A 13,537-nucleotide genomic window follows, 5' to 3' on the forward strand; every position below is an offset into this window, starting at 1 on the left:
ATCGAAACCTATTGACATCCTTGATAAAGTAAGGTATTATTTGCACTTGTAACGCAGTAAAGGCCAGAGCGTGTTTTATTTGTTAGGATTTGTTATGGATAGAGGCAGTGCAAAGTAAGAGCAAGGGAGACAGATACGATGAAAAAAGTGGTGAAGTTCGGCGGGAGTTCATTGGCCAGCGCAAGGCAGTTTAAGAAGGTTGCGGATATCATCAGGGCTGATAAGTCCAGGAGATATGTGGTTCCTTCCGCGCCAGGCAAGCGGAGTGATAAGGATGAGAAGGTCACGGATATGCTGTACGCCTGCTATGATGCAGTGGCAGAAGGCAGGTCCTACAAGAAAATCCTTGAGAAAATCAAAAGCAGGTACATGGATATCATTGACGGCCTGAACTTAAACCTGAACCTGGACCACGAATTTGAACGGATAGAGGAGAACTTCCTGGCAAAGGCAGGAAGGGATTATGCGGCTTCCAGAGGCGAGTACCTGAACGGTATTGTCGTTGCCAATTATCTGGGATTTGAATTCATTGATGCCGCGGAAGTGATTTTCTTTGACGATAACGGTAATTTTGAGGCCGACCTGACCAATAAGGAACTGTCCGAGCGCCTGGAGCACGTGGAGAAGGCTGTCATTCCCGGCTTCTACGGTTCCAGGCATGACGGCACGGTCAAGACATTTTCCAGGGGAGGTTCCGATGTCACCGGCTCCATCGTGGCAAAGGCCATCCATGCGGATATGTATGAGAACTGGACGGATGTGTCCGGCGTGCTGGTCACGGACCCCAGGATCGTGGATGACCCAGAGGTCATTGAGACCATTACATACAAGGAGCTGCGCGAGCTGTCCTACATGGGCGCCAGCGTGCTTCATGAGGACGCCATCTTCCCGGTGCGCAAGGAGGGCATCCCCATTAATATCAGGAACACCAACCGTCCCGAGGACAAAGGCACCCTGATCGTGGAGAGTACCTGCCGCAAGCCGCGCCATACCGTAACCGGTATTGCAGGCAAGAAGGGATTCTGCTCCATCAACATTGAAAAGGCCATGATGAATGCCGAGGTGGGATTTGGCAGGAAGGTCTTAAGCGTATTTGAACAGTACGGCATTTCCTTTGAACACATGCCTTCCGGTATTGATACCATGACCGTGTATGTGCACCAGTCCGAGTTTGAGGAATATGAGCAGTCCGTGATTGCAGGCATCCACAGGGCGGTGGAGCCGGATACGGTGGAGCTGGAGTCCGACCTGGCATTGATTGCAGTGGTTGGCCGGGGCATGAGGTCCAACCGGGGCACGGCCGGAAGGATATTCTCCGCCCTTGCCCACGCAAGGGTCAATGTGAAGATGATTGACCAGGGCTCCAGTGAGTGGAATATCATCATCGGCGTGAAGAATGATGATTTTGAGACAGCTATCCGCGCCATCTATGACATATTTGTGGTTACGGAGCTGTGATGTGAATGATACCTGCGGGAATGGGCGCAGGGTTAAAAGCCAGCTTGGCTGAGGAATGGAGTGGCACGGTGGGACACCGTGCCACTCTTTGCAGATGATCCTGCGGCATTGGCCTGTGGAACGTGCAGGCGGAGGGGATGGATCTTCAGGCAGGCCCTCTGCCCGGCGCCGGACGGGAAGATAAAAATGCAACGCCGGATTAAGAGGGGAAGGAACATGGGGATATGGACAGCAGATGTGATAAAAAAGCGGTAGTGAAATACGCGGGGGCGTTTATTGCCTGGGTGATTGGTTCCGGCTTTGCAACCGGACAGGAAATCCTCCAGTTCTTCACAAGCTACGGCTATTACAGCTATGGGGTGGTGATACTGAACCTGATTGGGTTCCTGTTTCTGGGGAACATCCTGCTGACCACGGGATATGACCATAAAAAGGACAGCGGGTTCAACCATTTCACCTACTATTGCGGAAAAAGGGCGGGGGACTTTTATTCCTGGCTGGTCCTGGCAACCTTATTGCTGCTTATCGCTGTCCTTGTCTCAGGGGCTGGGGCAACCCTGTATGAGTATTACGGACTGAACCGGTATATTGGTTCCCTGATCATGTCGGCGCTGGTTTTAGGGGCATATCTGGTCGGGTTTGAGCGTCTGATCCGGATTGTGTCTGCCATCGGCCCTGTAATCATCCTGTTTACCCTGTTGGTGGGGGTGGTTACCGTGATCCGTGATTTTGGGAATATTACCCAGGCAGGCATGTATGGGGCGGCGCTGGCAGGGCTGAGGCCGTCGCCCAGCTGGCTGGTCAGCTCCGTTTTATACCTGTCCCTTAACTTCCTCAGCGGCAGCACATATTTTACCGCCCTGGGGATGACGGCCAAAAGCAGGAAGGATGCAAAATGGGGTGCGGTCTGGGGCGCGGCCACCCTGGTCCTGTCAATTGCAATCATGAATACGGCCATCCTGCTCCATGGAGGGACAGCGGCATCCCTGTCCGTACCAACCCTTTACCTGGCAAAGGAAATCTCCTTTGTGCTGGGTGCCGTGTTCTCCATCGTACTGGTCCTGGGTATCTTTTCCTCCTGCTCCACCATGATGTGGACGGTCTGCAACCGGATTCCTTCTCCTCCCGGAGCCGGAAAACACGGGATGGCTGTTGTGATAGCTGCATTTACCTATGTCCTTGGCATGCTTCCTTTCAGTAAACTGGTGAACCTGTTCTATCCCCTGGTAGGATATCTGGGCCTTGTGTTCATTGCCTGCGTCATATACAGGGGCATAAAAGGATTATTTGTTCTCTAATGATAAAAAATATGGTATACTGGATAAAATAGTAAAGAGCCTATGGTGATGTGCTTCAAAACAAGGAGGAGCTGCATATGCTGGAAAAAATTGATTTAAATAAAACCGTGGATAAGAAATCGTACCGCAAGGTGATGGACGAGGCTTCCCAGAAGCTGGGGCTTTTGCAGCGGGAGTGTAAGGCGGCGGGGATTCCGGTCATGATTGTGTTTGAGGGCATGGGAGCGGCCGGCAAGGGGGTCCAGATCAACAGGCTGATCCAGTCCCTGGACCCAAGGGGATTTGACGTGTATGCCTGTGACAGGCCCACTGAGGACGAACAGATGCGTCCCTTCCTCTGGCGTTACTGGACCAAGACCCCGGCCAACGGCAGGATTGCCATATTTGACAGAAGCTGGTACCGCAGCGTGCAGGTGGACCGGTTTGACGGACTGACGCCGGAGGATAAGCTGGCTGACGCCTACCAGGACATCCTGTCCTTTGAAAAGCAGCTGAGCGATGACGGGATGGTCATCATCAAGTTTTTCCTGTATATCGATAAGGAAGAACAGAAAAAGCGGTTTAAAAAGCTGGACGCTTCCAAGGAGACCTCCTGGAGGGTCACAAAGGGGGACTGGGAGAGGAACAAACAGTTTGACCATTATCTCAGGATGAATGAGGAGATGCTTGAGAAGACGGACACGGATTATGCGCCCTGGGCCATCATTGAGTCGGTGGACAAGGATTACGCGGCCACCAAGATTGTGTCCGCTGTCATGGACAGGCTTCAGTACGAACTGGAAAAAAGGCAGGCTTTGGCAGATGATAAGGCAGTAAAGACAGCGCCGGCCACAACCAGGCAGCGCTTCAAGAACGGCGTGCTGTCCGGAATCGACATTTCTAAGAGCCTGACGGAAGAAGAATACAAGGAGCAGGTGAAAAAGCTTCAGAAGCGGTTATCGGAACTGCACAGTGAACTGTACCGGTTAAGGATTCCTGTAGTAATCGGGTTTGAGGGCTGGGATGCAGGCGGCAAGGGCGGCGCCATCAAACGTCTGACAAGCCAGCTGGATCCCAGGGGTTACAGGGTGAACCCCACGGCAGCGCCCAATGACATAGAGAAGGTACATCACTATCTGTGGCGTTTCTGGAATAATGTGCCGAAGGCAGGCCATATTGCCATCTTTGACCGCACCTGGTACGGCAGGGTCATGGTGGAACGGATTGAGGGCTTCTGCAGTGAGGCGGAGTGGAAACGGGCCTACCAGGAGATTAACGAGATGGAATCCCACATGGCCAACGCAGGCGCGGTGGTGCTTAAGTTCTGGCTCCATATTGACAAGGACGAACAGGAGCGCAGGTTCAAGGAGCGCCAGGCAGACCCCATGAAGCAGTGGAAGATAACGGACGAGGACTGGCGCAACCGTGAGAAGTGGGACGAGTATGAGGAAGCGGTCAACGAGATGCTGGTGCGCACTTCCACCACCTATGCGCCGTGGATCGTGGTTGAGGGCAATGATAAACGGTATGCCAGGGTGAAGGTCCTAAAGACGGTTGTGGATGCCCTGGAAAAGAAAATTAAGGAAGTAAAAGAAAAAAGATGAGTGATACAAAAGAGATAATAGTGGCAGGCGGCGGGGCGGCCGGCATGGTTGCTGCCATTGCCGCGGTAAGGGAAGGCGCACACGTGCACCTGTTTGAGAAAAATGAGAAGCTGGGCAAGAAAATCTTCATCACGGGCAAGGGGCGCTGCAACGTGACCAATGCCTGCGACATGGAGGAAATGCTGGCAGCGGTCGTGAGTAACTCCAAGTTCCTGTACAGCAGCTTTTACGGGTTTACAAACCAGGATATGATGCAGCTGCTGGAACAGGCCGGCCTCAGGCTGAAGGTGGAGCGGGGCAACCGCGTATTCCCTGAGTCGGATAAGTCATCTGATGTAATCGCAGCCCTTTCTTCTATTTTAAGGAAGGAGGGGGTGGAAATCCATCTGAACCATAAGGTGGAGGGCCTGGTGGTAAAAGACGGTATGTGCAGGGGAATCCGCGTGGGCGGCCGCGTGTGGGACGGGGACCGCGTGATCGTGACCACAGGCGGCCTGTCCTATCCGTCCACCGGATCCACGGGCGATGGCTATGGATGGGCCAGGGAAAGCGGCCATAAGATTACAGACCTGTCCCCGGCCCTGGTGGCCTTTGAGACAAAGGAAGTGGATACGGTAAAGGAACTGCAGGGACTTTCCCTTAAGAACGTGGAAGCAGCCGTATACGACGGCAGGAAAGAGCTGTACCGGGATTTTGGGGAAATGCTGTTCACCCATTTCGGGGTCAGCGGGCCCCTGCTCCTGAGCGCCAGCTCATATGCAGCCAAGGCCATCAGGAAGCAGCCCCTGCGGCTGGCCATCGACCTGAAGCCGGCGCTTTCAAGGGAACATCTGGATGACAGGATCCTGCGGGACTTTTCAGAGAGTAAGAACAGGCAGTTTAAAAATTCACTGACCCACCTGTATCCGGCCAAGCTGATTCCGGTCATCATCCGGCGCAGCGGCATTGACCCGGATAAAAAGGTCAACGAAATCACAAAGGAAGAGCGGGCCAGGCTGGTGCAGGCCACCAAGGAACTGGAGTTTACCCTCACAGGCCTCAGGGATTACAAAGAGGCAATCATTACCCAGGGCGGTATTTCGGTCCGGGATGTGAATCCCGGGACCATGGAATCCAAACATGTCCGCGGTCTGTACTTTGCAGGAGAGATACTGGACCTGGATGCGGTTACCGGCGGGTTTAACCTGCAGATTGCATGGTCCACAGGCTGGGCTGCCGGCAAAGGGGCTGCCAGGGAGGCTTAGCCGGCAGAAGCAGTTTCCGGACACGGCCCGGGAGATAAAAAGACAGGAGAGGAACTGGATACATGGGACATTTTAACATAGCAGTGGACGGTCCGGCAGGAGCCGGCAAAAGTACAATCGCCAGGATGGTGGCAAAGAAACTTGGATTCGTGTATGTGGATACAGGCGCCATGTACCGTACCATGGCATTACATTTTATCAGACTGGGAATCGGTTCAGGAGATGAGGAAGCCATTGCCCGGGCATGCCGGGATGTGGATGTGACCATCTGCTACGAGGATGGGGCGCAGCAGGTCATGCTGAATGGGGAAAATGTCTCCGGCCTTATCCGCACCGAGGAGGTGGGCAGCATGGCCTCGGCTACCTCCGTGTATGCGCCGGTGAGGAAGAAGCTGGTGGAACTTCAGCAGGAACTGGCAAAGAAGGCGGATGTAATCATGGATGGCAGGGATATCGGTACCTGCGTGCTTCCGGATGCACCTGCCAAGATATACCTGACCGCCTCGGTGGAGGTACGGGCAGGCCGCCGTTTCAAGGAGCTGACGGAAAAAGGCGTGGAGTGCAGCCTGAAGGAGATTGAGGAAGACATCAGGGAACGCGATTACCGGGATATGAACCGGGAACATTCCCCGTTAAAGCAGGCAGAGGATGCCGTTATGTTAGACAGTTCCGCGATGACCATTGACCAGGTGGTGGATGCCATTATCCGTATTGCCTGTGAGCGCGGCCTGGAGGTGGGCGCGTGAGCCGGGAAGGGACAGGGCGCCAGGTAGTGGTGGCGAAGAGCGCCGGGTTCTGTTTTGGCGTGGAACGGGCGGTGGACCGGGTATACCAGCAGATAGACGCCCTGAAGGCGGGGAAGGCCAAAGGGCCTATCTACACGTTCGGCCCCATCATACACAACGAAGAGGTGGTAAGGGACCTGGAGGAAAAGGGGGTCATGGTGCTGGAGGACGAGGCTGCCCTCCGGTCACTTCCAAAGGGACAGGGGACCGTGATCATCCGTTCCCACGGTGTCAGCCGTCACATTTATGATATCCTTGAAGAGCGGGGCGTGGAGATAGTGGACGCCACCTGTCCTTTCGTGAAGAAAATCCACCGCATTGTGTCGGAGCACTCGGAGGCAGGGGACGCGGTTGTGATCATAGGCAGCCCGGACCATCCGGAGGTGGAAGGAATCAGGGGCTGGGGAAATGAGTATACCACGGTCATAAATGATGGGGCGGGGGTGGATATCTATGTGCTTCCCCAGGGCAAAAAGCTTTGTATCGTGTCCCAAACGACATTTAATTACAACAAATTTAAAGAATTAGTTGAAAAATTTTTAAAAAAGGGTTATGATAGTAGTGTTTTAAATACGATTTGCAATGCAACACAGGAAAGACAAGTGGAGGCGGCGAAGATTGCTTCTCAGGTAGACGCCATGATTGTGATTGGCGGAAGGCATTCATCCAATACCCAGAAGCTATTTGAAATTTGCCTCAAGGAGTGTAAGAATACGTCTTACATTCAGACACTCGGCGATTTAGATCCTGATAGTGTATCTTCTGTGCGCAGCGTAGGTATTACAGCTGGGGCATCCACCCCAAAAAAGATTATTGAGGAGGTTCATACCAGAATGGCAGAGCAGAGTTTTGCAGAGTTATTAAAGGAAGAGGAAGAATCAACCAAACCAATACGTACAGGAGAGATAGTCACCGGTCAGGTCATCGAAGTCAGCAAAGATGAGATTATACTGAGTATTGCAGGGAATAAGTCGGAAGGCGTTATTACCCGTGATGAATACAGCAACGACAGTAATGTAGATTTGACCACCAAAGTACAGATTGGTGAGGAGATGGAAGCCAAAGTCATTAAGCTGAATGACGGTGTAGGCATGGTTTCATTATCCTATAAGCGTATGGCAGCAGACAGGGGCAACAAGCGCCTGGAGGAAGCATTTGAGAACCAGGAAGTCCTGACTGCAAAGGTAGCACAGGTATTGGACGGCGGCTTAAGCGTTGAGGTTGAGGGCGCAAGGGTATTCATTCCGGCCAGTCTCGTATCTGACAGCTACGAGAAGGACCTGTCCAAGTATGCAGGACAGGATATCGAGTTCGTTATTACCGAATTCAATCCTAAGAGAAGAAGGATTATTGGCGACAGGAAGCAGCTGCTGGTTGCACAGAAGGCACAGCTGAAGGAAGAACTGTTTTCCAGGATCCAGATTGGTGATGCAGTGGAAGGAACCGTTAAGAACGTAACTGACTTCGGCGCATTCATTGACCTGGGCGGCGCTGACGGACTGCTTCATATCTCTGAGATGAGCTGGGGCCGTGTTGAGAATCCTAAGAAGGTATTCAAGGCCGGCGACCAGGTAAGGGTCCTGATTAAGGACATCCAGGGCGAGAAGATTGCCCTGAGCCTGAAGTTCCCGGAGGCAAATCCATGGGTACAGGCAGCTGAGAAGTATGCGGTTGGCAACGTGGTGGTTGGCCGTGTGGCACGTATGACTGATTTCGGCGCATTTGTTGAATTAGAGCCAGGCGTGGACGCACTCCTTCATGTATCCCAGATTTCCAGGGAGCATGTGGAGAAGCCTTCTGATGTCCTGAGGATTGGCGAGGAGATTGAGGCAAGGGTCGTTGATTTCAACGAGGCAGACCACAAGATTAGCCTGAGCATCAAGGCCATGATGGCACCGGTACAGCAGGATGCGGATGTGGCTGATGTGGACATCACACAGTACACAGAAGAATAATGCAATCAGTCCGCGGTGAAAGCATCGTGGGAATGTGCAGGAGTATTAAGGGACTGGCTATGGACGCGGTAAGCGCCCATAGCCTTTTTTGAATTGTCAGGGGGAGATTGGTCAGGGGGAAATTGATGATTGTCAGGGGCGGATTGATACATGAAAAATCAGGAACAGGGTTATTTCATCAATGGATTCAGAAGCAGGGATGCCTCAAAAATCCCATTTTCATACGTGAATTTAAGGATGCCGTGATACCGCTCCACAAGATAACGCACAGAGGAGGTCCCGGTACCCAGGTCATCCCGTTTGGAGGACAGGAAACGTCCGTCCTTCAGGCGGATGGCGTGGGTATAGGTGTTGCGGATGGAAAGGGCAATCATGGATTTACCCGCCTGCCCGATATTGATGGCAATGGAGGGGATACCGGATGTCTGGCGTTCGCAGGCTTCTACTGCGTTGGAGAGAAGGTTGCCCAGGATTGTGCAGAAGTCGGTGTCGGGCATGGGGAGAGCCTCGGGCAGGGAGATGGAGGTTTCCACACCGATGCCCTGATTCCTGGCCAGGTGGATATAATAGTTTAAAATGGCGTTGGAGGAGATGTTGGAGCAATACTGGACCGTGGAAAGGGCCTCGAAGCTGCCCAGGTATTCATTGATGTATTCCAGGGCGCAATCCGGTTTCTGTTCCTCCAGAAGCCCTTTTATGGTTATCAGGTGATGGCGGTAGTCATGCCGTGTTTTTTTCAGCTGGTCCAGGTTATACTGGAGGGTAGCCATCTGGGAGGTCTGCACGCCGGCAAGGAGACGGGTGGTCCTGTACTGCTCACTGGCAGCATAGCTTTGGGCCAGCCTGGAAAGTATACGTAAAGTTACGTAGTGCACGGTGTAGATACATACCATCCAGCAGATAACGGAAAAGAAGGCGTTGGTATGGGTGGCCATGAACTGCTTTGGTGTGATATATCCCACATCAAAGTGATATACGACGAAGAACAGGACAGGGATCGAAACCAGGCGGCTCCACACCGGAAGGGGGCGTGTGTATTCCACGGCCTGGATCAGGTGTCCGTGCAGCAGATAATATGCGCTGGAAACAATAAGGGTGAGGAAGAGAAGCTGGTACGCAAAACCTGCGCTGGATATGGTGGCCGTATTTGCCGGGATATTCCATGAGATATCCAGCATGCCTGCAATGAACGTGGATATGTCCACAAAGTTCTTGAACAGGAACAGGGAATAGACGGTGACCTTCAGATCTGTTTTCACCATCCATCTGCAGACCAGGACATGTGACAGCATGATGATGCAGCTCCATGGAAGATAAATCCTTTCCCTGGAAAACTTCAATGCCGCACAGGTGAGGAGGCACACAAAAAAAAGGTATCCCAAGAGAATACCTGTAATTTTAGACGCAGAATACCTCCATTCTTTGCGGAACGTAAAGAGGAAGGGAAGGATGACATATAGTAACTCAGCCAGGATGGTGCATACCAGCAGGATATTGACAGGATACATCAGATACCTCCGTTTAACTTCTGGAACTGGTAATCAGCATAATGCTGATGGATCTGCGGCCTCAGTGTCCTTGTGATTGGCAGATGCTCTCCGGTATTCAGGACAAACTCAGCCTTTTCCAGGGATGTCACCTTGTCCATATTGATGATACAGTTCCTGTAACAGCATATGAACTGGGGATAGCAGAGCAGCAGGCTGGAAAAATCGTGAAAACGCATGTAAGTCTTCACAAGCCTGCCCGGCAGATGGATCTGGATGTAATGGTTGCTGTAATCCGTGTAGAGGATATCATCGATGGGCAGCTTGACCATGATCCGGCTTTCTTTTACTTCTATATAATGGCTGCGCTTCCTCTGGGACACGGAGCGGAAATAGTCCATGGTCTGGCAGAACTTTCCGAAGCGCAGTGGCTTTAGCATGTAATCCAGGGCACGCACCTCGTATCCCTTCAGGGCAAAGTCCGTACTGCTGGTGGTAAAGATGATGGTGCACTGGTCATCGTCACGCCGGATATGCTCGGCAATCCGGATTCCGGACGCCTCCCCCTTCAGGAAAATATCAATGAAAACAAGTTCATATACGCCGATGTGCCAGGCGTTAAGGAAGTCGGCTGCCGTATTAAAGATAGTGGTTTTCTGACTGATGTGGGCATCGGAAAAATAAGTGGACACGAATCCGGCCAGCTGTCGCGCATCATCTATGGAGTCATCAATTACTGCGATATTCACGTTGCGCTTCCTTTCTATCATTTAATCAGGGAATCCCATGACTTTTGTGAAAATTTAATCAAACAACTGTATATAATGGGACAACAGATACAAATTCAGTATAATATACAACAAGTTAAAAAGCAAGAGTAATTGGAATTAGTTGTAAGAGCCGTATAGGGTACCCCCTGCCTGGGCATAATCCTTTTGTACTTATATGAAAGGAGTTGTGGACAGCATGGGAAAAGCAAAAAAGGCAGAGCCTTTTGACCCTCATAAGTTAAGTCCCCAGGACCAACTGAAATTCGAGATTGCCCAGGAACTGGGCCTGGATTCAAAGGTGATGGAAAGCGGATGGAGAAGCCTTACGGCAAAGGAGAGCGGCCGGATCGGGGGCCTGATCACAAAGCGGAAGCGGGAAATGAAAAATGAGGCATTGCAACAGGAATAAATATCTATTATACTGAAATGTGTTCATTTCGATTCAGAGGATGCCCTGGAGGCGTGTGATTGGAAAACTCCAGGGAAGTCCTTATGGTTTGTCCGGCGGGGGATGGCTCTGGCTTGTTTGACGGGGGATGGTCCTGCCGGACTGGTACTTTTATGGTTATTGCGCGGATAAAAGAGTCCGGATAAAGGAGTACGGGATTGAAGATTGGTATAATCAGTTTTACAGCCAGGGGGACCAGGCTCTGCTGCCATCTGGCCAGCAGGTTAAGCGGCGGCGTGGACGAGTGTACTGCATTTGTGCCTGAGCGTTACAGCGATACATATGATAAGACGGGGGATATGGAAGGGGTTGTAAGATGCCAGGACATGCCCCTGGGCCAGTGGACAAAAACCATGTTCCTGGAACAGAGGGCCATGGTGTTTGTGGGGGCGGTGGGGATTGCGGTGCGGGCCATTGCACCGTTTGTGCGGGACAAGATGACAGACCCCCCGGTAGTTGTGGTGGATGAAGCGGGCCGCTTTTCAATCCCGATCCTGTCCGGCCATGTGGGCGGGGCCAATGCCCTTGCCAGCCGGATTGGGGAATGCATCGGTGCAGTACCTGTGATTACAACGGCCACAGATGTAAACGGACTGTTTGCAGTGGATGTATTTGCAGCTGAGAACGGACTGGTCCTAACGGACCGGGAGGCGGCTAAACAGGTGTCTGCCAGGATCTTGGACGGCGGGAATGTGGGATTCTTCAATGAGTTTGAGGGTGGGGAGCCGGGCGTGCCCAGGGGCTGCTGTAAAAATCCCAGTGAATATAATATATGGGTTACGGTAAAGGACAGCAGCCTGGAGTTTGAAAGGAGTGTGGGGGCTGTCGGTTCCCTCCATGTCCTAAGGCTCATTCCGCAGGCAGTTGTGGCGGGAGTGGGCTGCCGCAGGGGAGTGGAGCCCTTCATCCTGGAACGGCAGGTCCTGGAAGGCTTTAGGAAACATGGGATAGACCCAGCGTCAGTCAAGGCGCTGGCAACCATTGACATAAAGAAGGAGGAACCTGCCCTGCTTGCATTGGCGCAAAAGCGGGGCTGGACCCTGCGGTTTTACAGTGCGGCTGAGCTTGGGGATGTGGGCGGTACCTTCACGGAGTCCGCCTTTGTGGAACAGACGGTTGGAATCGGTAATGTCTGTGAGCGGGCATGTATGGCAGAAGGAGGAAGGCTGCTGTTTGGCAAGGAGGCTGGGGGAGGTGTTACGGTGGCCGCGGCCGTGGAGCCTTTCAAATTAGACATTGAGAAATACATATAGATATGTTATACTTTTAGTTTATAAGTCAGAGGATAGACAGCAGGTGATACGATGGGAGACTCATACATCTATAAGAATCAGAAAAAATTGAGATGGGGATATACCACGGGTACTTGTGCGGCAGCGGCTTCCTTGGCGGCTGCCGTTATGCTGCTTGGGAGGAACAGGACGGAGCAGGTGTCGGTTGAAACACCAAAGGGCATAAGGCTGGATTTGGAAGTGGAGGATATTTCCATGGGGCAGCGTGCTGTTTCCTGCGGCGTGAGGAAGGACGCGGGGGATGACCCGGATGTGACGGATGGCCTTGTAGTGTATTCCAGGGTCAGCTTTGGCAGGGAAGAAGATGGCCCGGATGATGTGGGGAAACATGCCGGTGGGTATTATGAACATAAAAATAATGATATTTGCCTCAAATTAACAGGTGGGGTGGGAGTGGGACGGGTTACAAAGGAAGGATTAAGCTGCGAAGTGGGAAAATCAGCCATCAATCCTGTGCCGCGCCAGATGATTTTCAGACAGGTGGAGGACATCTGTGCCAGATACCGGTACCGGGGTGTGCTGTGGATTGAAATCAGCGTACCGGGGGCATTGGAGGTGTCTGGGCGTACCTTTAACAGTAAGCTGGGAATCCTGGGAGGAATCTCTATCCTGGGAACCAGCGGCATGGTGGAACCCATGAGTGAAACAGCGCTTTTGGAAACCATCCGCCTGGAGCTGCGGCAGAACGTGCTGGCGGGACATTGCCGGCTGGTGGTGACACCCGGGAATTATGGGGAGGCATTCCTGAGGGATCATCTGAAGATTGGGCTTGAACAGGCTGTGAAATGCAGCAATTTCATCGGAAACACCATTGATATGGCTGTGGAAGAAGGGGCAGGGGGAATCCTGTTGGTGGGGCATGGAGGCAAACTTATTAAGCTGGCGGCAGGAATCATGAACACGCACTCGTCTGCGGCCGATGGGCGCATGGAGGTGCTGGCGGCTTATGGCGCGGCCTGCGGGGCTGACTCCTGTCTGGTAAACCGGATTCTGGAAGCCATTACGGTGGATGAAGGGCTGCGGCTGTTGGAAACCAGGGAAGGCCTCAGGGACCAGGTGATGGAGCGGGTGATGGAACGTATAGAGGGACATTTAAAAGGGCGTGCAGCAGGGCGGCTTGAGATTGAAGCAGTGGTATTTACCAATGAGAGAGGGATTCTCGGTGCTACCAGCGGGGCTGCCGTGATGCTGGAACGCATTGCAGATAACCTATGATC

Annotated in this window: 11 protein-coding genes; 9 read left to right on the top strand and 2 right to left on the bottom strand. The window is 52.6% G+C overall.

The features are described 5' to 3' along the window. Positions 1-138 precede the first annotated feature (138 nt). The 6 genes from MCJ35_RS07880 (at position 139) to MCJ35_RS07905 (ending at position 8,323) form a co-directional block, all read left to right on the top strand. Positions 139-1,458, top strand: a complete 1,320-nt coding sequence (locus MCJ35_RS07880) for an aspartate kinase (protein ID WP_008725171.1) — start codon at positions 139-141, stop codon at positions 1,456-1,458. A 224-nt stretch (positions 1,459-1,682) separates the two neighbouring features. Further along, positions 1,683-2,756: a YkvI family membrane protein gene (locus MCJ35_RS07885; protein ID WP_025482149.1), complete on the top strand. Its 1,074-nt coding sequence runs from the start codon at positions 1,683-1,685 to the stop codon at positions 2,754-2,756. Between the two features lie 77 nt (positions 2,757-2,833). Then, complete coding sequence (gene pap / locus MCJ35_RS07890) at positions 2,834-4,339, top strand: polyphosphate:AMP phosphotransferase (protein ID WP_025482148.1); 1,506 nt, start codon at positions 2,834-2,836, stop codon at positions 4,337-4,339. Continuing rightward, positions 4,336-5,583 carry a BaiN/RdsA family NAD(P)/FAD-dependent oxidoreductase gene (locus MCJ35_RS07895; RefSeq protein WP_025482147.1) on the top strand — a complete coding sequence of 416 codons (1,248 nt, stop codon included), beginning with the start codon at positions 4,336-4,338 and terminating at the stop codon, positions 5,581-5,583. The genes pap and MCJ35_RS07895 overlap by 4 nt, the downstream gene beginning before the upstream one ends. 62 nt (positions 5,584-5,645) lie before the next feature. Continuing rightward, positions 5,646-6,329 carry a (d)CMP kinase gene (gene cmk, locus MCJ35_RS07900; RefSeq protein WP_025482146.1) on the top strand — a complete coding sequence of 228 codons (684 nt, stop codon included), beginning with the start codon at positions 5,646-5,648 and terminating at the stop codon, positions 6,327-6,329. Then, positions 6,326-8,323 carry a bifunctional 4-hydroxy-3-methylbut-2-enyl diphosphate reductase/30S ribosomal protein S1 gene (locus tag MCJ35_RS07905; protein ID WP_025482145.1) on the top strand — a complete coding sequence of 666 codons (1,998 nt, stop codon included), beginning with the start codon at positions 6,326-6,328 and terminating at the stop codon, positions 8,321-8,323. The genes cmk and MCJ35_RS07905 overlap by 4 nt, the downstream gene beginning before the upstream one ends. A gap of 170 nt (positions 8,324-8,493) precedes the next feature. On the opposite strand, the gene MCJ35_RS07910 is transcribed toward MCJ35_RS07905, so the two are convergent. Together MCJ35_RS07910 and MCJ35_RS07915 are read right to left on the bottom strand one after the other, a co-directional pair. Then, positions 8,494-9,831 carry a sensor histidine kinase gene (locus MCJ35_RS07910; protein ID WP_025482144.1) on the bottom strand — a complete coding sequence of 446 codons (1,338 nt, stop codon included), beginning with the start codon at positions 9,829-9,831 and terminating at the stop codon, positions 8,494-8,496. Next, a complete protein-coding gene (locus MCJ35_RS07915) occupies positions 9,831-10,559 on the bottom strand; it encodes a LytR/AlgR family response regulator transcription factor (protein ID WP_025482143.1) in 729 nt (242 codons plus the stop codon). The genes MCJ35_RS07910 and MCJ35_RS07915 overlap by 1 nt, the downstream gene beginning before the upstream one ends. Positions 10,560-10,776: 217 nt before the next feature. Between MCJ35_RS07915 and MCJ35_RS07920 the strand changes: the two genes are divergently transcribed. The 3 genes from MCJ35_RS07920 to cbiD all read left to right on the top strand — a co-directional run bounded on the left by MCJ35_RS07920 (position 10,777) and on the right by cbiD (position 13,535). Further along, the gene (locus MCJ35_RS07920) at positions 10,777-10,989 is read left to right on the top strand and encodes an alpha/beta-type small acid-soluble spore protein (protein ID WP_025482142.1); all 213 of its coding nucleotides are present in this window, start codon (positions 10,777-10,779) and stop codon (positions 10,987-10,989) included. Between the two features lie 197 nt (positions 10,990-11,186). Then, positions 11,187-12,281, top strand: coding sequence for a cobalt-precorrin 5A hydrolase (locus MCJ35_RS07925; protein WP_025482141.1), 1,095 nt, complete (start codon positions 11,187-11,189; stop codon positions 12,279-12,281). A gap of 51 nt (positions 12,282-12,332) precedes the next feature. Next, the gene (cbiD, locus tag MCJ35_RS07930; protein WP_008725201.1) at positions 12,333-13,535 is read left to right on the top strand and encodes a cobalt-precorrin-5B (C(1))-methyltransferase CbiD; all 1,203 of its coding nucleotides are present in this window, start codon (positions 12,333-12,335) and stop codon (positions 13,533-13,535) included. Positions 13,536-13,537 lie beyond the last annotated feature (2 nt).

The organism is Enterocloster sp. OA13 (assembly GCF_022440595.1).
GTDB classification, from domain to species: Bacteria; Bacillota; Clostridia; order Lachnospirales; family Lachnospiraceae; genus Enterocloster; species Enterocloster hominis.